Source organism: Reichenbachiella sp. (genome assembly GCF_033344935.1).
GTDB lineage: Bacteria > Bacteroidota > Bacteroidia > Cytophagales > Cyclobacteriaceae > Reichenbachiella.
In genome coordinates, this window is sequence record NZ_JAWPMM010000001.1 from 1,659,310 (window position 1) to 1,678,808 (window position 19,499).

At 40.6% G+C, this 19,499-nt stretch carries 19 protein-coding genes; 3 read left to right on the forward strand and 16 right to left on the reverse strand.

The annotated features are described in order from the left end of the window. Positions 1–80: 80 nt before the first annotated feature. The 5 genes from R8N23_RS07160 to R8N23_RS07180 form a co-directional block, all read right to left on the reverse strand. Positions 81–632 carry a hypothetical protein gene (locus R8N23_RS07160; protein WP_318170892.1) on the reverse strand — a complete coding sequence of 184 codons (552 nt, stop codon included), beginning with the start codon at positions 630–632 and terminating at the stop codon, positions 81–83. A gap of 228 nt (positions 633–860) precedes the next feature. Next, entirely contained in the window at positions 861–1,322 is a 462-nt protein-coding gene (locus R8N23_RS07165) for a hypothetical protein (RefSeq protein ID WP_318170893.1), read from the reverse strand. Positions 1,323–1,435: 113 nt separating this feature from the next. Next, complete coding sequence (locus R8N23_RS07170; RefSeq protein WP_318170894.1) at positions 1,436–3,286, reverse strand: hypothetical protein; 1,851 nt, start codon at positions 3,284–3,286, stop codon at positions 1,436–1,438. Positions 3,287–3,374: 88 nt separating this feature from the next. Further along, complete coding sequence (locus tag R8N23_RS07175) at positions 3,375–4,406, reverse strand: 2-oxoacid:ferredoxin oxidoreductase subunit beta (protein WP_318170895.1); 1,032 nt, start codon at positions 4,404–4,406, stop codon at positions 3,375–3,377. Beyond that, positions 4,399–6,243: a 2-oxoacid:acceptor oxidoreductase subunit alpha gene (locus R8N23_RS07180; RefSeq protein WP_318170896.1), complete on the reverse strand. Its 1,845-nt coding sequence runs from the start codon at positions 6,241–6,243 to the stop codon at positions 4,399–4,401. Before R8N23_RS07180 ends, R8N23_RS07175 begins: the two co-directional genes overlap by 8 nt. 151 nt (positions 6,244–6,394) lie before the next feature. Between R8N23_RS07180 and R8N23_RS07185 the strand changes: the two genes are divergently transcribed. Beyond that, a complete protein-coding gene (locus R8N23_RS07185) occupies positions 6,395–6,940 on the forward strand; it encodes a hypothetical protein (RefSeq protein ID WP_318170897.1) in 546 nt (181 codons plus the stop codon). 16 nt (positions 6,941–6,956) lie between these two features. On the opposite strand, the gene R8N23_RS07190 is transcribed toward R8N23_RS07185, so the two are convergent. Further along, complete coding sequence (locus R8N23_RS07190; RefSeq protein ID WP_318170898.1) at positions 6,957–7,985, reverse strand: hypothetical protein; 1,029 nt, start codon at positions 7,983–7,985, stop codon at positions 6,957–6,959. A 160-nt stretch (positions 7,986–8,145) separates the two neighbouring features. Here R8N23_RS07190 and R8N23_RS07195 point away from each other — a divergent pair, with 160 nt between their 5' ends. Further along, complete coding sequence (locus tag R8N23_RS07195; RefSeq protein WP_318170899.1) at positions 8,146–8,433, forward strand: hypothetical protein; 288 nt, start codon at positions 8,146–8,148, stop codon at positions 8,431–8,433. Here the strand turns inward: R8N23_RS07195 and R8N23_RS07200 are convergent, their stop codons facing one another. Both R8N23_RS07200 and R8N23_RS07205 read right to left on the reverse strand, forming a co-directional pair. After that, positions 8,434–9,867: a hypothetical protein gene (locus tag R8N23_RS07200; RefSeq protein WP_318170900.1), complete on the reverse strand. Its 1,434-nt coding sequence runs from the start codon at positions 9,865–9,867 to the stop codon at positions 8,434–8,436. An 82-nt stretch (positions 9,868–9,949) separates the two neighbouring features. Next, a complete protein-coding gene (locus R8N23_RS07205; protein ID WP_318170901.1) occupies positions 9,950–12,340 on the reverse strand; it encodes a mechanosensitive ion channel domain-containing protein in 2,391 nt (796 codons plus the stop codon). A gap of 100 nt (positions 12,341–12,440) precedes the next feature. Here R8N23_RS07205 and R8N23_RS07210 point away from each other — a divergent pair, with 100 nt between their 5' ends. Next, complete coding sequence (locus R8N23_RS07210) at positions 12,441–12,719, forward strand: GNAT family N-acetyltransferase (protein WP_318170902.1); 279 nt, start codon at positions 12,441–12,443, stop codon at positions 12,717–12,719. Between the two features lie 34 nt (positions 12,720–12,753). Here the strand turns inward: R8N23_RS07210 and R8N23_RS07215 are convergent, their stop codons facing one another. The 8 genes from R8N23_RS07215 to R8N23_RS07250 form a co-directional block, all read right to left on the reverse strand. Next, positions 12,754–15,381, reverse strand: coding sequence for an ABC transporter permease (locus tag R8N23_RS07215; protein WP_318170903.1), 2,628 nt, complete (start codon positions 15,379–15,381; stop codon positions 12,754–12,756). Further along, a complete protein-coding gene (locus tag R8N23_RS07220) occupies positions 15,378–15,701 on the reverse strand; it encodes a PadR family transcriptional regulator (protein WP_318170904.1) in 324 nt (107 codons plus the stop codon). Before R8N23_RS07220 ends, R8N23_RS07215 begins: the two co-directional genes overlap by 4 nt. 116 nt (positions 15,702–15,817) lie before the next feature. Further along, entirely contained in the window at positions 15,818–16,300 is a 483-nt protein-coding gene (locus R8N23_RS07225; RefSeq protein ID WP_318170905.1) for a GNAT family N-acetyltransferase, read from the reverse strand. A gap of 8 nt (positions 16,301–16,308) precedes the next feature. After that, positions 16,309–16,638 (reverse strand): hypothetical protein, encoded by a 330-nt coding sequence (locus tag R8N23_RS07230; protein WP_318170906.1) that lies wholly within the window; start codon positions 16,636–16,638, stop codon positions 16,309–16,311. Positions 16,639–16,701: 63 nt separating this feature from the next. Further along, positions 16,702–17,196 (reverse strand): GNAT family N-acetyltransferase, encoded by a 495-nt coding sequence (locus tag R8N23_RS07235; protein WP_318170907.1) that lies wholly within the window; start codon positions 17,194–17,196, stop codon positions 16,702–16,704. Between the two features lie 9 nt (positions 17,197–17,205). Continuing rightward, a complete protein-coding gene (locus tag R8N23_RS07240) occupies positions 17,206–17,529 on the reverse strand; it encodes a hypothetical protein (RefSeq protein ID WP_318170908.1) in 324 nt (107 codons plus the stop codon). Between the two features lie 79 nt (positions 17,530–17,608). Continuing rightward, the gene (locus R8N23_RS07245; protein ID WP_318170909.1) at positions 17,609–18,490 is read right to left on the reverse strand and encodes a sterol desaturase family protein; all 882 of its coding nucleotides are present in this window, start codon (positions 18,488–18,490) and stop codon (positions 17,609–17,611) included. Between the two features lie 95 nt (positions 18,491–18,585). Further along, positions 18,586–19,470: a sugar phosphate isomerase/epimerase family protein gene (locus R8N23_RS07250; protein WP_318170910.1), complete on the reverse strand. Its 885-nt coding sequence runs from the start codon at positions 19,468–19,470 to the stop codon at positions 18,586–18,588. Positions 19,471–19,499 lie beyond the last annotated feature (29 nt).

Below are 19,499 nucleotides of genomic sequence, written 5' to 3' on the forward strand. Positions count from 1 at the left end.
GCTTCCCGATCGGAACGGCTGTTCCGATGGCAGTGCAGTCTCGGACTTCTACCGCAAAAGGTATGCTTGCCTACTCTTTGTTATCGAGATATTTCATGCAGTTCAAAGTGCCAGTCTTCGCCATCTTCTTTGCTTACAATGACAGTTACTTCAGCAAAAGCTTCCGTTCCCTTAGCTATGAGTGTGTAAACCGCATGCTCTGACTTTTTGTAGCCGTTAGAGGAACTAGACGACGAGCCCGTTGTTAGAAAACCGAAACCTTTAACTTGACCTATCGCTGAAATGACTTCTTGGTTGTTCGTTATACGTTCTTTTGCAACATCAAGAGATTCTGAAAATGCAAATAGCATGTTGATACCAACGAAGAGAGCGATTACAAGAATGTGGGAAGCTGTTCTCCATCCAGATCGAAAGTATGCCTTAAATATTCCGAGTTTAATGAAGAGTTCAACGCCTAGAATTACGCCAATTGATGCCGTTAAGATTGCGTACCCTGTATTATAGCTTTCCCAGAAGAAGTAGATGTCTAAGGTCTTCGCCAACTTACCATAGATCATTAGAATTAGACCGATGATGCCAGCTAGTTTGACGGTTGAGTTAAGTTCGTTCCAAAAGGTTTTTATCGCGTTCATTAGATAGTTCTCGATAACGCTAAGCTAGCAGGAGTGCGCCCCGAACTTGGCAAGTTCTGATAAAACTAATGAATCTGCCAGTGCTTCCAAAGTTTGTAGAAAGCACTGCGTTCAGAAAGTGAAAAATCCTGCGAGCTGAAGAGGGTAGAAAGCACCGCCCTTTCCCAGCTGCTGATTCATGGTGATGTTTGCACTGAATTTTGTAAAATAGCAGTTGGCGCATTCGTGCTAGCGCTTGTTAGCCTCTTTTTTGTCCGCTACGAAGAATTTCAGGAATAGTCCATAAGTTAGGCCCGCTCCATACCAGTATGGTATGTTCGTAAGGAAATGTTCTGTTGTGAATTCCTTACCTAGAAACCAGTGAGGCACAGTTGACATGAATAAATACATGATTGTTCCGTATTTCAGTGATTCCATAATCCAGTTCGGTCGATAAGGTTTGGGTTCAAAATCTGGATTTTCTTTCTTGAATTTATCACTTCTGTTGAGTAGGAAAAAAAGTAATGGTGACAACAAAGTTGCCAAGACAATTGATGCACCAATTCCGTAGTTCACATCTCCACGAGTTATGTCTTCAAAACTTGCAGTTGAGTCGATAGTGGTCATTATTATAGTCATTATTATCATTAATGCTGCAAAACCGCCAGCAATAGAAATCCAAATAAGGAAGAATCGTTGTAGTTTTTTCATGCAGTAAATTGAGGCTAACAAATGGCTAACACAATGTGTGTTATCCATTATATGTTTTCCAAATCTAATGGATTTTTTAGTTAGGAATACACACGATAAAAGACTCTTGATATTTAAATCTCCGTCAAATCTATAAACAATAATCCTTCTGGATCTCGTCCCATGGCTCGGGCTTGGCGTACCTGTTTTTTGGTTCGCTTTTGTATATAGTTCAAGCTCATATAAGTGTTGTAATAGCTTTTGAAGTTGAGTTTGTCTTGAACCATCCACTGTTCATAATTCTGCAGTTGGTCTCTGAATTCTGCGTTTCCCAGATTGGGGCTATTCGGACCATCGATATGATAATCTCGTAAGATGGCCAATACGTAGATCAGTTTTTGCTGTAGCAGAAAAGTCTGACTTCTCAGTGATCCATATCGGTTCAAATCATTGAACCCAAAGGCGTTGATACCGCCGGCAATTGCTGCCATAATACCAATATAAGGTACGGCTTTGTGCGCAGTGGTGCCTTCCGTAAATACATTCCCTGCCGCCGTATAAGTGGCAAAAAGCATAGTCATGACCGATAAGCCTCTTTTTAGATTTTTTACACTTCCTTCTCTTTGCTCCAAGTCAGCATGCATTTCGTTTAAATGGTCAATTAGAAAAATGGCCTCGTCTCTATAGTTCAGATAGCTTTGGTAGGTGATTTCAGTGTTTTCACGATGATGAACCGTCAACGTAAATGCCCGCTGGTCGATGGAGCCATCTGGGTCTTCGGCCACCATCAGCATATCAAATTTCTTTGGTTTTAACTCTATTCCTATGATGTCGTACCCCGGAGTCCAGTTGAGCTCTACGGCATTGTTTTTCGCCTCCCAGGTCATTCCTTCAGGAGCGCCTATGATGTCAAACTTCAAATCATTGAAATCATCATTGGCATCTTGAATAAAGATGGTTCTATGAAAGGGAAGTCCTTCATGTACATCTTCGTTTTGTAGGTTGAGAATTTTCGGCGGTTGATTCATGACACTCCGCTTGATCAGGAAGGTTTTATTAATGGAGATGGGGCTTTCATTACCCTGTTCGCTGACCTCTACATATACTTCAATAGGAAACAGCTTTTTAAGTTGTTCGATCTGATAGGGGTTGAGTTTCCAGTAAAATTTCCCATTAGTGAGTTTAGGATTACCAATGGATGTCGGGATATCCATTTTATAAACTAATGAATCTTGGTCTGGATCTACAACGGAAAGATCCACTTCTAAGGCCTCATTGGCATGAAGGAGATATTCATCAAGCACTGGGAATTTGAAGTATGGGGATTCATTTTTTCGATTGATGATAAACAAAAAAACATGTTGAGAGTTTTGTCCTTGCGTGTCGTGGGCATTGACTGTCAAACTGAAATACTTCTGATCCAGATGAATGTCCAAAGGGGTCCATTTGAAAGTGAGCTGGTTGTGAATGATTTCTACCTTGCCGTTGCCAATATGGTATTCCCCTTTATTGTCATTGAAAAAATGGTCTAGCCTTACTTTAGAGGAATCCTGAGAAGCGTATCCTAGCACAGAAAGTTCAATAGTTTGTCCGGGATGCAACTGATAAAAGCCATTGGTCAATTCATGGTTTGAATGGATAAAGAATTTAGGCGGATCATAATCAGCTAAAACCTTTATGAAGATAGACTCAATGTCTATCAGCTTCGCACTATCAATCAAAAAGAACTCTACTGTTATTTTTGAGTCCTCATAACTTTCTGGGATGACCCAAGAAAAAGTACCCTCTGAAGAAAGAGAAGCTTTCTCAGGTGCATTTTTCATGATAATGCTACCTGGCCCGGTTTGTATAACCTGCACAGAGATACTATCTCCTACTTTTGCTTCAATAAATTTCTCATTGATAGACAGCGAAGATATGTCTTGTGCCGCGAGTATTTGAGATAGGAATAGCAATAGGTTGAGAAGTGCTAACTTTTTGGTCATTCTTTCCTGGCGATTGAAACAGTAATTAATTTGTACTCTTGGGCTAACTACAAATATAAGACCGAAAAAAGATTAATACGAAGATGCTTTAAGCTACTTGCCAGGGGTTAGGTCCCGAGAGCAATGCATCCAAGTCGCCAGCGCCATTTTTGTCATCTGCTTGTTTCAATTGATCTTCCATATGATCTTCGTAGCTGTACCGCTCTTCTTGGTAAAACAATCCAAAGGGTCGAGGTAGTGCACCTGGCTCCGCACTGTATTCGAAAAATTGTGTGAGGATGGTGGCTTTTATTCTGTCTGTAGGGTCATGTATCCAGCACTCTTCAGGAGTATGACCATTAGACAATTCTATGATTTTGGGTTTGAACCCATCTAATGTCACACCTTTGTTCAAATCTGCTCCAAAAACCAAAGGCTTACCCTCTTCAAGCATCACCACATGATCCTCTTTTATTCCTTTATCTGAAAATGGAGCAAAGCAGCCATCATTAAAGACATTACAGTTTTGATATATCTCAACAAAACTGGCGCCATGATGATTATGCGCTTGTAGCAGTGTTTCACGCAAGTGTGTGGGGTTTGTATCAATAGACCGGGCAACGAAAGTGCCTTCAGCTCCCAAGGCCAGCATTAGCGGATTGAAAGGGTAATCCAATGATCCTTGTGGGGTAGAAGCAGATATTTTCCCGATAGGTGAGGTAGGCGAATATTGGCCCTTGGTTAAGCCATAAATTTCATTGTTGAAAAGAAGGATGTTGACATTAAAATTCCTTCTTAAAAGGTGAATTAAATGATTGCCACCTATGGATAGCGCATCACCATCTCCAGTGATGATCCATACATCTAGTTTCGGGTTTGCAGCTTTCAGTCCACTCGCAATGGCTGTTGCTCTACCATGGATACTGTGCATGCCATAGGTTTCGGTGTAATAAGGAAAGCGCGAAGAACAGCCAATGCCAGAAATAAAAACGATGTTCTCTCGAGCCACACCAATTTCAGGTAAAATCTTTTTGACTTGGTTGAGGATACTATAATCTCCGCAACCTGGACACCATCTGACCTCTTGATCTGAAGCAAAGTCTTTCGCGGTATAACTTTTTGGGTCTGCTACTTTATCCATGACGCAATTGGTTTAAAATGGCTTCTTTAATCTCCTGAACGGTAAAGGGTACACCTTTAATCTTCGTAACACTTTTGATAGGCAATAGGAATTTGTTTCTCAGTACCATCACCAACTGTCCATTGTTCATTTCTGGCACTATGATTTGCTCAAAATGTCGTAATATTTCTCCTAGGTTAGAAGGGAGGGGATGAATCATTCTCAAATGAACATGAGCAATGTCATGGCCATCCTCTTTTAAGGAAATGATGGCAGACTCTATGGCGCCATAAGTTGAGCCCCAGCCGATAACGAGCAGTTTGGACTTTTCGCTTCCTTGTTCGTAAGTCTGATCAGGAAAGACTTCAGCCACTTTCTCTACCTTTTCTGCTCTGATCTTTATCATTTGCTCATGATTGTCAGGATCATAGCTCACATTACCAGTATCTATTTCTTTTTCCAGCCCACCGATGCGGTGCTCAAGGCCGGCTATCCCAGGAATAGCCCATTTTCTCACTAGATTTTTGTCTCTTTGATAAGGAAGGAAATGGTCATCGCTTTGTCTTTCTTTAATCAGCGGAGGTTTTATCTCCGCGAGATCTTTGCTTTCTGGATATTGCCAGGGTTCGGAGCCATTGGCAATGTATCCATCTGTGAGAATCATGACAGGAGTCATATGCTCCAGTGCAATTTTGCAGGCCATAAAAGTGATCTTGAAACAATCCTTTGGTGTGGCTGGTGCGAATACCGGTAGAGGGGCTTCCCCATTTCTACCGTAGAGTGCCTGGAGGAGGTCGGCCTGCTCGGTTTTGGTGGGAAGACCTGTAGACGGCCCACCTCGCTGCACATTAACGATAACCAAGGGTAGTTCTAAAATCATGGCCAAGCCCATGGCCTCGCCTTTTAGGGCGATGCCCGGCCCGGAGGAGGCCGTCGCTCCCAAATTACCCGCAAACGAGGCGCCTATAGCCGAACAGATAGCAGCTATTTCATCTTCTGCTTGATAGGTTTTGACGCCGTAGTTTTTGTATCTAGAAAGCTGATGTAAAATATTAGAAGCTGGCGTGATTGGGTAGCTGCCATAAAATAGACCCAATCCTGATTTTTTGGAGGCAGCGACTAGTGCAAGTGCTACGGCTTGGTTACCATTCACATTACGGTAGTGTCCTTTCGGTAATTGGGCTGGTTTGATACTAAACCTTGAAGTAAAAGTTTCGCTGGTATCGGCAAAGTTGTGTCCAGCTTTTAAGACTTTAATGTTGGCATCTGCTAGTTCTGGCTTGGATTTAAATTTATCAGTTAGGAAGTTGATCGTGTATTTTAAGTCCTGATTAAACATCCAATAGACAAAACCCAGTACAAACATGTTTTTGCAACGCTCAATTTCTTTTCTATCCATTCCTGTGTCTACCAGCGCGTCTTGCGTCATTTTTGTGACATCAAAATCATGCACATCGTAATTGTCAAGAGAATGGTCTTCTAATGGGTTGGTTCCATTTTCATATTTGGCGAGCGTCAGGTTCTTTTTATCAAAGCCCGAAGTATTGGCGATGATCACGCCACCTTTTTTGAGTTGATGAAGATTGGTTTTGAGTGCAGCCGCATTCATGGCTACAAGCACATCGTATTGATCGCCAGGTGTAAAGACCTTTACACTACCGAGTTTTAATTGAAATCCAGATACTCCGAAGAGTGTACCTTTTGGTGCTCGGATCTCTGCTGGGAAGTTGGGAAATGTGCTGATGTCGTTTCCGAAAATCTCTACAGTTTCTGAAAACTGACCTCCGGTCAATTGTATACCATCACCGGAATCTCCGGCAAAGAAGATAACTGCTTCGTTTGGGGATGTTGCCTTCATATCATTTGAAGCATTTGTTGTTACTAAAAGTTACGAAATTTTACGGTCAATTGATGAAGCAATCGATCATAATCAACTGAATAGTGCCATTCAGACGGTTTCGTTTTTTCTTCTACTTGATTAAGGGCCAATAATTTGATAAATTAGGTATATGAATAGAACCCATAAATTTTGTGTTTGTGTACTGATTAGTGTGTTGTCAGTGTTCACAGTTTCGGCTCAGTCTAGATTAACTCAACTGCCATTTGGGATTACAATTGGACAAACTACCAATGAAGAGATTGAAGACCGAGGGACTTGTGTTAAACAAGTGAAAGAAAATGATGGAAAGGAGCGCTGCGAACAATACGATATCGCAGGCAATTTCTTTGTTTTGTCTAGCCAGAATGAAGTAGTGAATAAGGTGTATTTTGATGCGTCAGCTGGTAATCAGTTGCCTAGGCAATGGCAGGAATTAGGTCTTGGATTTGGTGGGCAAAACAGTTCAGGTACATTAGAGATTGACTTTAGGAATATTATTAAAGCCAATGGTGCCTCTTACATCAATACCTCTATGTCCATCAATGCCAAGGAAGAGGAGGGAATACTTTTTAAGTTTGATATTGAAGGGCTTCGATATGCCGCTACCGTAATCACGAATAGTACAAAGTCTGATAAACTGGGTTTACGCAGCATCACCATCACGGAAGCTTATTAATTAAGGAACCTTCAGGTTATGTGTTCATCCAACGCCAGAATCGTTGGAGCATATTGCCTGTGGGCTGTTGTTGGACTTGTTTTTTCTTGGCCTTTACTTTCTTAGGTTTCTTTTTTGTGGAGGGAGCTGCAGCTACTGGTTTTGCCACTTTTTTATAGTGTTGCTCTTTAGCTTTCTTCTTCCGACGCTCTTCTTGTTCCTTGCGTTTTTTCTCTTCCCACTCTTTCTTTTTTCTGGCGGCTTCTAGTGGATTGTAGTCCTTGTTGAATTTTTTGCCTTTGTAATTTTTAGGTTTTCTCTTCCTGTCTCTTCTTGGCCCTGTGGTAGTTATGATCTCGTCCGGATCGAATGTTTTCTTTTCCTCTTTTTTCGGTTCTTCAATAATTTCGGCCTCAACTTTCGGTTCTGGTAGATCGATTTTTCCTTTCACTGTTAGTCCTTGAAGCTTGACTTTTACAGGTTTGATCACCTCAATATTTTCATCGTAGGCCAGACGTTCTACATAAGATTCGATTTCTGGATCCAAATCGTCAGGTACTTGAGGAACGTATTCCTCTTCTTTTTCTTCGAGTTCCTCTTTTTCTGATCTGGTTTCTTGACTATTTTCTATTTCAGATTGTTCTGGTTCAGCAGCTTCTATTTCCAAAGAGTCTTCTTCCAATTCATGCGGCAAGGCTATTTCTGCGAAAGATTCCGAAACTTTTGGTTCCGATTCTTCCTCCTTAGTTACTACTTTCTCAGTTCCCTCTTCTGTATCAGTAAGTTCGGCCTCCGTATCTTTGACTTTTGAAATTACTTCTTCCTCTTGAGTTTCTTCTTCGACAACTGGAGCTTCTTCTTCTTCTGATTCAGCAATTGGTTCTTCTTCCGGCTCAGGTTTATCTTCTTCCAAGCTAGCGTCGTAATGTGCAAGGACTAATTCAATTTCTTCTTCGGAAAGTTTAGTATTGGTTCCGCTGGATAGGCCTATGTTTTGTGACTCCAAAAAGGAAGTCAGCTTGGATGGGGTAATGCTTATTTTTCTTGCTAAAGTTCCGAGCCTCATACTGAATAGATATTCTTAATAATTCACAAATATAATTGTCACAGTGTATTCTCTGATATGAAAATGAGTAAACCGTAATTTTTTCTAAAACAAACGGGCTTATACTATGGCATGTTTATAACTTGGCAGGAAAAAATAATTTCTAAATCAAATATTAAAAATGATAAGAGTTAAAAAATTCGGGGTGCTTCAAACGGCCAAAGTAGTAGCCATTATTTATGTTCTAGTATCCCTTATCATAATTTTGCCCTTCGCATTACTTGGCTCCATGCTAACCGGAGAATTCTTTCCTGAGTTTGCTGACTTTGGTGCCGCTGCATTACTTGTAATTCCCATTTTGTATGGAATCATAGGGTTTATCTTCACTGCTATTGGTTGTGTAGTTTACAATCTAATTGCCTCTTTTACGGGTGGTATTGAGATTGAAATGGAGACCGCGACTAAATAATTAATATTCGATCAGTACGGCCATCGCCAAAAAGATTGCCGATATAGCCATTAACCAGCCGAATAGGGGAAGGATAAATCTTAACCAGTCTTTGTAAGGAATACCGGCGATGCCTAGCATCGCCATCAATATCCCTGAAGTAGGAATGATGGAATTGGCAAATCCGTCACCACAGGTGAAGGCAAAAATCGCAGTATTCCTGGTGATGCCTAGCAGATCTGCTAAAGGAACCATAATTGGGATAGTAGTAGCCGCCTGTCCAGAGCCAGAAGGAATGAAGAAATTTAAAATCGTTTGGAAGATGAGCATGCCTTCTGCGGCTACAATTTTTGGCAAATACTGCAAAGTTCCTGAAGTATAAAAGATAATCGAATCCATGATTTGTCCTTCGACTAGCGCCACCTGAATTCCTTTAGCAAAACCAATAACCAAGGCACCGACTATCATCTCTTCCATACCGAGAATGAATGCTTTGGTGGCTTCATTGAGAGATAACCTTCCAATTACAGCTGCTACCATACCGATCAATAAAAATCCAGCACCCATTTCTGCCATCCACCAGCCTTGGGTTTGAACGGCCCAAAGGATGCCAACAAACAAAATAGCACTCACCACAACAATTTGAATGTGTTTGGCAGTTAGGTCAAAATGAGCCAATGATTCGTCTTCTTTATATACATTGTCTGGTTCGAGGTAAGAGTTTGAAAAGTCTTCTTTGAGTTTTTTTCCATACCTCAGCATGTAGATAATTGCAGCGATTAGGATCACTACATAGAAAATCAAACGAAACCCCATGCCACTACCTAAAGGTACTTCCGCAATGCCTTGCGCGATTTGTACATTGAAAGGATTAGTGGTTGCAGAGGCGAAACCGATCTCTGCGGAGACAAATACCAAGGCTAGACCATAAAGCTTGTCGTAGCCCAACTTGTGTGAAACATACAAGAAGACTGGAACTAGGGGAATAAACTCTTCTCCCATACCGAGCGTGGAGCCAGCGGCAGAGATGGCTAGCATCAATACAACCGTGAGAGCTGTGCCCGAATTACTGAATTTATTAATTAATGCTTGAATAACGGCCGTGATCGTTCCGGTACGTTTGATCATGCCGAAGGCCCCACCGATCAGAAAGACAAAGAAGATGATATCCGCACTTTCTTCCAGACCCAGTGGAATAGCTTTTAAAAAACCAAAAATGCTCACTGGCGTCGCCTTGCCCTCAACTTCATCGCCAACAAATACACCCTTGATAGAATAATGCTTTGGGATTTTTTGAAAGGAATTGGGTACTACCACTGTTCGAGTCATTTGACCAACTTGAACCTCCTGGCGTTCATAAGACCCTGAGGGTATGATGTAGCTAAAGATACTGGCTACCAAAATGATGATAGTCAATAAGGCGAATACGTGAGGGATTTTGATTTTTCCGAGCATAATGTAGGGTTAATAATTCGCCAAATTACTAGGAATCATTTACAACTTAAAGTAAATGCTTATCGCATTGTGGAATGCCTATTTATTTGCTCAGTAGTTCCACTTTTCTCTGCGCCGATACAATTACTTTATGCTTTTTAAGGTTCTCAATGACTCGAATGTTAACCTCATTTTTAACTCTCAAAATTTCGTGAGACACCCAGTAATTGATATAGAACTGATAGGACTGCTCCTTCACACTTTCGAAATAGGCTTTGTACGGAGGATGCTTGATGACGCCATCAATATCTGTTAAGGCCTCTTCCATCCATTGAATCACCTTTTCAGGATCAACCTCTGTGGAAGTTTGAATGACTAATTTGATACGCCGGCGTTTATCTGAGAGTGTCCAATTAATCACGTTATTAGAGATGAGTGTAGAGTTTGGGACAATGAGCTCTGCACCATCATATTGACGTATTTTACTTGCTCGGATACCGATGGCAATCACTTCGCCTTCTATGGTATCTACCGTTACAATATCACCAATGGTGATCGGCCGTTCGAATACGAGTATCAGCCCCGATATAAAATTCCCTACAATATTTTGAAGACCAAACCCGATACCTACACCTAATGCACCTGCTAGTAATCCCAAATTGGCCAGGTCGAATCCCAAGCTGCTTAATGCCATAAAAAAGCCGAGAAACATGATCGCATAATTAGTGATAGATCCTACTGCCATGGATACCCCTCTGGGTAGATCTATACGGTCCAGAAATTCTATTTGCAATAAGATTTTAGTGAAATTAGCAATGAGCCATGAAGCAAAAAGAATAATGCCAAAACTGATGACTCCACCAACAGATATACCAATGCTACCAACGGTAACCCCCCAATTCCATATCTCTTCATAGGCTTCTAATATAGGTTGCCAGAGTAGGGTGGTTTTGGCTGTGTAGTAGAACCATGTAATTAAATAGAAAAATTTGAGACTCACTTTTATTGTTCGGAAGGTTTGATCCTTGTACAGTGTGAATACCTTGGATTTTTGGGCTATGTTGGTGTTTAGGGCAAGTAGAACCAGTGTTTTGAGACTGACATACAAAGAGCCAAGAAGCAGTGCCAAAATCGTGGAAGTTAGAATCCCATCAGTTATCAGCTGAGAAATGTATATATAGCCAATCGTATTCGCAAGAATGGAAAAAACCATCCCTACCAAAAATAGCGGAGAAACGAAGAATAGCACTCTGTACCAAATATCTTTAGCTACTCCCTTTTTTTCTTCATGACTTATATTTCTCAAAAGCCAAAAAAAGTAATAAGCCATGGCCGCAGATATGATGAGCATCAAAAACCTGTTGGTGTAATCTGAAAGAATCAATATACGGCTTGCGTCTATCAAAATGAACATGCCGGCTAGGAAAAAGATACTCCACCTTAGTTTTTTGATAATGATGGCAGAAGTCACCGATAAAAAGGGGATTAAGAAAAATAAGCCCAAACCTATTTCGAGGTAAAGGGGGCGGTTGGGCAACAGTGGCAAACTGGCCATTAAAGTAAAAAGTACAGCTGCACCAATAGGCCTGTGAAGCACTTTCTCTCCTAATGGCAGTTCCGCAAGATCTTTCTCTTTTAATTCAGATAGTTTACCTCGCATCCAGAATATCATGCTAATAAAAATTGAAAAGATAACAAGCATAATGAGTAAACTCGAGGCCCTGAGATTGATATATCCTTTGGTCTCATCTATGGCCATTGGAATCCAAAGTTTGTTATTGGCCAGTGTGTTTTGGTAAGTCGCACTATCTAAATCTGAATGCCATATTGGAGATTGTCGCATGGAAAGCAAGGTGCTAAACTGTGTTTTTAGCGCCTGGTCCAACTCTTGCGCATAATTGTTAGCTTCCAGTTTTAGGTCAAGGATTTGATTCTGTACATTGATGGCCTGAACCAGACTGTCACTCATTGTGTTTTTGAGCTTTTTAATCTGATCTACGGAAAAGAATATTCTGTTGAAAAGCTCATCAGGAATTTCTTCTTTGTTTGCATATGCCTTTCTGGTGCTTTCCCATAATACTTCTTGTTTGCGTAGTTCTTTAAATATTTCATCTATCCGGGAGGTATGCCCCTTGATCACTACCTCAGGGACACTCGCTCTTGAGATCAATCGATCCCATTTTTTTACAAAACTTTCTACATATCTGTAAGGAAGGTTTTCTTGCATGATATGATTAGTAATAGCGGTAATATTGTCTAGTTCCTTTTTGAGTGTATCTGTTTGTTGTTTTACTTGAGATATTATGGGCTTTTCTATTACGGGCTTGTATTCGCTCTCAATCAACCTGACCAGTAGCTCTGCCTGAGACGAAACTTCGGGAATGGCGATTGGTTCAATTTTGTCTTTTTCTTCTTCCTTTGTTTGATTTTCCTGTGATATGCCTGTCAGAGGGAGAAGAATGAATGAAAGAAGGAGAAGTTTAAAAATTTTCATAAGTATCGGGAATAGACACTAAAGATATGGCAATGTGGAATAAATCACAACGAGAAGTTTTTCGTGGCTATTCAACTCTGAAATGCCGTATATTTAATGTATGAATATTGAACAGTTTGATAGGGATAGCAAAGGTTTCTTTAAAGGTATCGAAGAAGAAAAGGAAGCAGGAAGAATGACTTACTCTTGGGCAGGTGAGGATAGAATAATCATTGACCATACCGAAGTTAATCCCGCATTTAAAGGGAAAGGGGTAGGGAAGCAGCTGGTTTTAGCAGCTGTTGACTTTGCCAGAGCGAAAAAGATTAGCATCATTCCGTTATGCACTTTTGCCAAGAGTGTATTTGATCGTGATGAAAGCTTAAGAGATGTGCTTTGAGTAGGTTTAGTCCAAGCACATCCCTGCCTACAAATCATTCATACCTTAAGTTATTGGCGGGGTTGGCATGCGCCACTTTTCTAGTTTGCCAATAAATGGAGGCAAATCCTACTGAGAAAAGGAATGCGATACTAACAATCACCTCAAGGACACCAAGTCCATTGCCATATCTCAATAAAAAGTATAGAAAAAGCTTGTCATAGAAGACGTAAGAAAACGGAATGGCAATCATGGAAGAAATTAAAATCAAGCTGATAAAATCCTTGGTCAAGAGAAAGTAAAGGCTTGAGCTCGATGCCCCCATGATTTTTCTAATCGCGATTTCTTTTGTTTTGTTCTCAGTGGTATAGGACACCATGCCTAAAAGCCCAAGACAGGAAATACTAATAGCAAAAGCACTGAGGAAACTGAAGAATTTGATTTGAATTCTTAAAAAGTAGTACGCCTCTTCTATTTTATCATCCAAAAAGGCAGGCTCAAAATGAGCTTCTTGATCTATGCTAGACCAGAGATAATCTAAGTCTAAAAGCGTTTGAGTAATGTCCGTAGAATTGATGGTGAGCAAAGCATAGCTGCTGTTGTCTACAGAATATCTGAATACTTGTGGTCTAATCAATTGATCCAACGGTTCGAAATTAAAGTCCTCCAATACCCCAGCGATTCTACAGCGGATGCCATCCTCCAAGGTAAACGTGAGTGAATCTTGCTGAACATCAAAAACCGAAACAGATTTCATAAATGTTTCATTTACAAGCACCATCTCTTGATTCTTATTAGACAGATTTAGCCTTTTATCTTCTCCCCATAGCAGCTTCATATCCATCTGTTCAATATAGTTGTCGCCGATAAAAACTTGCTTTATGTCGAGCGTGTCTATATCGTTCGGTGTAGCTTCAACCCAACTGGGTAGCAGTATGCCGGGAAGGTGAGAGGTGGTCGAAATAGCTTTTACATCTGGGTGACTTTTCAATTCATTGATAACCAATTGCTTATCAATCTTCTGAAAAGGAATGGAAACAATATGGTTAGAATTAAAGCCATGGTTGGAATTCAATACATAGGCATATTCACGTGTGATGGTACAAACACCGATTATAAATACTAAAGACAGAAAGAATTGAAAGACCAATAGTCCTTTCTTAATGTGTGAGACGTGTACGGATTTGCTCTGCAGTCCTCCTTTGAGTGTATGGACTGGGTTGAGGCGTGAAAAGTAGGTCGCTGGAAATATACCGGCCAGCGCACCAATGACTACCGCAAAAAGGATGAATATACTGATAAGTCCCAAATTGAGAGAGGTATCTAGTACTTGTGACGACCCCAGGATATCTAAAAACTCTTTTTGTATTCGATCAAAAATGAAGAAGGAAATGACCAATGAAAGCAAAGCCAGTAGGATAGTTTCTATTATGAATTGAGACTTGATTTGAAACTTCTCGGCTCCCACCACTTTTCTAATGCCGATTTCTTTTCCGCGTTTTAATGCTCTGGCGATAGAGAGGTTGGTATAGTTGAAGATGGCAGGCAACAAGATCAAGAGCCCAATAGACATGAAAAATATAAGAGAAGGCTGGTCCCAACCAATACCAATGGCATTACTGATATTCCAACGTGGAACCGCTTCTGTTAGCACAACAGATTCTAACTCAATAGTCTGATTCTGATGAAACTCAGTGGCAACTGCTGAAACCTGTTCCAATGAATTTGTTAAGGTCTCTTGTCCTGTTTCGGGTTTCAGCATTGCGTACACATAATTGTTTCGAAAGTTTGTCCAATCAGATTTGAGGTCGTTGGATTCTTGAATTTCTTCGAACGTCTCATAAGAAGCCAATACTTGAAAAAATAGATGAGTTTGGCGTAAATCAGCCATCACTCCCGTGACCGTAAATGAACCCAATTCTGTCTCTAGTACTTTATCTATTGGATCTTCATCTCTGAAGAGTTCATTTGCTGTTGATTCGGTGAGAACTATGCTATAGGGTTTGGAGAGCGCTGTTTTTGGATTGCCGCTGATGAGTGGATAGCTAAAAACCTGAAAAAAAGATGCACTGGCAAAGTGGCCATGAAATTCCATTTCTCCTGCCTGTCTTTTTACGGTAGGGTCGAAGCCATCCTTAATTTTGACTACTTCAGCGATAAATGGGTAATTGTCCTTCAGATGATCACCTACGGCGTGGAAAGTAGAACCATAGGTTTTTGTTTTGCTTTCATCACCTATGAAAGTGTTGATCTGATAGATTCGATCCTTATTTGCTTGCCACTCGTCGGATTTATAAATGGCATAAGTGAGCGAGAGTACGAGCAAACTGATGGACATCCCCAGAGCAAGCCCTACGACGTTGATGGTCGTGAAAAATTTGTGTTTAGAAAAATTGCGTATCGCAATTTTGAAATAATTGTTGAACATGGATATTGAGTTTGAGTTATAAAAAATAGAATAGGAAGCGGACCTTTTACGCTTCCTAAGCGCATAAGAGAAGATTAGTGCAAAGGCTTCTTTGAGGTAAATGAGTTGCGCACTGAAAATACCTTTTTCTTCTACATGGTATTCGAAATATTCGTCGAGATCACCAACGAGATCTTCAATGTCGGCCTTTTCGGACCACCATTGCAATAATCTCTTTGGCCATTTTGGTGCCTGGATACCTTGTTTGCGGTTCATAGCGAGAGTTCTGTTTGAGCGCTTTTCCACAGCTCGTCTCTGAGTGATTTCATCTCAAGCAAAACGGATCTTGCCGAGTTGGTCAGCTGGAAGTACCGCTTTCTTTTACCGCCGCGTTCTTTGGTAGGCTCTCCTTTATAGGAGGTCAAGTATCCCTTTTCCTCCAGTCGAGTGAGCGTGGAATGTAAAGAACCTATACTTAGGTTGCGATTGGTGCGCTCGTTGATGTTTCTAAGTACACCAAGTCCGTAAGCTTCACTGCCTAGATGAGCAATGGTAAGCAAGACCAATTCTTCGAATTCTCCTAAGTAGCCTTTCATATATTATTCTGGTTTTGAGATATTATAAAATGCAATAATAATTTATATATTTCTATTTTTGAGAAAAAATGATTGAAAAATACCAAAATGGACTTCTAGTCGCTTTGAAGAAGGGGTTAGAGCTTTTTGTACATGATGTGGGTGTCCACCAATCCAAGTGTTTGGTGGCGAAAACCATCGGGTGTGGTTCCGATAATTTCGAAACCGAATTTCTTCCAAAGTTCAACGGCTGCTTGATTCGTACTGACGACGATATTGAATTGAATGGCGTGATAACCGGCTGATTTGGCGAAATCGAGTGAGTGCTGACAAAGGAGCTTACCGATTCCTTTGCCCTGCGCATCGGGATGTATCATATAGCTGGCATTGGCGATATGACTACCCAGATCAGGCTGATTGGGTTTGACGATGTAGGTGCCTAGAACTTTTCCTTCGTCTTCTATCACGAAAGTATCCATATAGTTGGCAAACCAATGTTTTTGCAAATCCTCGACTGGTGTTTCTGGGTCGAACACATAAGTATCGCCAGTACGGATGACGGCAGAGAAAATATTCCAAACGGCGTCGTAGTCCCTGAGATTAGCTTTTCGGATGTTCAACTGTTGGCCTACTTATATTGATTTGATAATACGGTAGCAACTTCCGTTTCTAAATTCTTCCATTGATTATGAAAAATAATTTCAAACAGATAAAGAAAACCTTCAAGCATCAAAAAACTGGATAAAATAGAGGTGAAGACAGATGGTAAGGAGCCTTCAATGATTAATTCTTGCTTACGTCTGGTAATTTGTACGCCTACAAATGGTGACTTTTTAACCAATATGGTTTTGTAGCAATCAAATCCAAACAATCTAGCCGAGCCTTTAGATAATTTAGAATTAAGTAGGTCAGCGATTTCCTTCGATTTTGGTGCACTTGAAGTGGTTCTGATTTTCATGATCTCCTCAATTTAAAAAGTGAGCGATTTCTACAAGATAATGAAAATTAAAGAGATAAGGTATTATTTATACCTATAGACTTCGTGTAGACCGAAGTCAAGCAGATCTACAGTGCCATCGAGTTTTGCTCCTAGTGCCAGGGCCAGTTTTTTGGATGGTTCGTTTGCTTCATCTATATAGCTCACCAGTGAGTTGAGATTAAGCTCCTTCAAAGCAAATTGCTTCATAGTGAGTCCTGCTTCCACGCCGTAACCTTTTCCTTGTGCTTCCGGAAGTAGCCAATAGCCGAGTTCTGGCTCTGGCCAAACTTCTGAATTCCATAGGCCTACGGTACCAATGAGTTGTTGGGAGTCTTTCGTCTCAACAGCCAGGTAAGAATAGCCAAACAAGGTATAGTGACCGATGTAGGTAGCCATGAGTCGCCAGGCCTCTTCCGGAGTTTTTACACCGCCAACGTATCGGGCATTATCCGCAATGGAGAAAAAATCAGCAATAGCTTTAAAATCAGATTTTTGCCATTGTCTAAATGTGAGCCGTTCGGTTTCTAGCCCAATCATAGTGTTCGATTAGGCGGCCTTTTTTCTCTTGGCCTCTTTTTCAGCTTGCTTAGCAGCTTTGGCAGCGGCTTTCGCCTCTTCTGCGGCTTTTTTAGCAGCTATCTTCGCATCGATTTTAGCTTGTTTCTCAGCCTTTTTTCTGGCAATTTCAGCTTCCTTCTTTGCACGCTTTTCAGCTAAAATGGCCTGGCGTTTTTGCTCTTCTTTTACCTCTTCAGCAAGCTTCAAAGTTTTGTAAAGCTCGATTTGATTTTCTTTAGAGATTTTAGCGATATATTCTTCTGGTTCTTTTTCGAATAGACCTTTAAAGAAGTTGCCAATTGATTCAAACATAGTAGTCGATTTTATTCACTGGTATATTAAGTGGGCAATTATATATCCAACAGGTGAAGAAATGAAAGCAATTAATAAATTAATCTAATCCAGCCTGGTCTTTTTTGAACCCGTAGGTATTCTGACCGATAAAATCTTGTGGAAATTTGTCATCTCCCTCAAATCCTAACTCAATCGTGCCGCTCTCCTCGGGGATGTAATTCGTTTTGAATAGATAATCCCATAGACTCAAACTGATCCCATAATTGACGCCGTATTTGCCTGCTGGTAAGTGAAAGGCGTGATGATATAAGTGCATCACCGGATTGTTGAATAGATACTTGAAGGGCCCCCAGGTAATTTTGACATTGGCATGATTGAGGTGGCCAATGGCAATCGCCATAAAATGCACAATGTAGGCTTGCTCTGGCTCAAAACCTCCCAAAATCATCACCCCAAAAGTTTTCAATGGTTTGTATAGAATATTTTCCATCCAGTGATAGCGGAGGTGTGCGGCAAAACCCATCTCTTTCACACTGTGGTGAACTTTATGAAAGTTCCATAAAAAGGGATATCGGTGAAGTAAGACGTGGGTGAACCACTGTACAAAATCCAGGACGATAAAAAACACGAGCAATTGCGACCACATCGGCCAGTCAGCAATCTCTATAAGAGCCAGACTTTTTGAGGTGATACCCATATCTGAAAATAACAGATTGAGCATCTGGTAAATGCCACTAATGGCTATAGAGAAGACGAAAAAGTTGAAAAACATATAGAACCCATCCAGCCAAAAGTCCTTTCGTATGATGGGTTGGTCCTTTCGCCAGGGAAATACAATTTCCAATCCCCACACTACCAAAGAAATTACGATGAGTCCCCAAAAGTAATTGGTGTACCAGGGCACCTCGAAAAGAATGGACTTCCAGGTCCAATCGACGGTACCGAGAAACGCATTGGTGAATGAATCGATGTATTTCATTGGGGTAAATTTATGTCATTTACTGAAAAGCATAATGAGTTGCAATTTTGAGAGGGGTGTCGATGGAATATTCCTAAAATCGGGTGTAATCGTATTTAATTAAGAGCTTCTAGATTGTATTTGGAATTAAACAGATTTAATCCGTCAATATTTCGTTGTAATACTTTTTGTACGTCTTCGGTTTTAATATGCCCCAAGATACCCCATGGTCCATGGTACCCTTGATCTAATAGCTGTCTAATCATTTCGAATTCATGGTCACCTTGACCGATAGCCAAGATTTGAGGCCCATTCTTATTTACTCCATTCAAATTGACATGTGATAAATATGGCTTAATCATTTTTACAATTTCAGAAAACTCATCTACATACTCATGCGCATGATGAAAATTGTAAACCATGGTGATAGAGTCTTGGTTCAGTTTTTTCAAAATTTCAACTTGATTATAAGGATCCCCAAACCAACCATGGTGATTGTAAAGGGCTAATTGACAACCCACTTCATCAGCTTTTATTTTGATATACTTAATCATTTCAATAGACAACGCTATGGATTGCTTTTGATTCAGCTCTTTAAAGAAGTTATCACTGAAACTCAACCAAATAGTGGGCTTGCTTTCTATTTCAGCTAGATTATTGAGTATTTCTTGGTTCATTGGACTCAATTGGCCTATGCTGTCTCTTTCGGCATTTAACCATAGAAAAACCGAGATGATCTCAATATTATTTTCTTTAGCCAGATTGAATTCAGCCTTCATTTTGCTCAGGTCTCCTTTTCCCTTATTAAAGCCATACTTGGTAAACCCCATTTGCTTTAGCATGGCTATTCGCTGTTGCGGTGTCCTATCCAAAGAATCAAAATCTATTATACACCAAGGAGCAACCTCATGAACCTTGATTAGGTCATTGGTATTACGCTTACAGGCGAAGAGGAATGCAAGAAGTAGTAAAGAAGCAGTGAATCGATAAAGGTATTTCATTGGGTTAAAGCTAGTGGATTTGAGTGAAG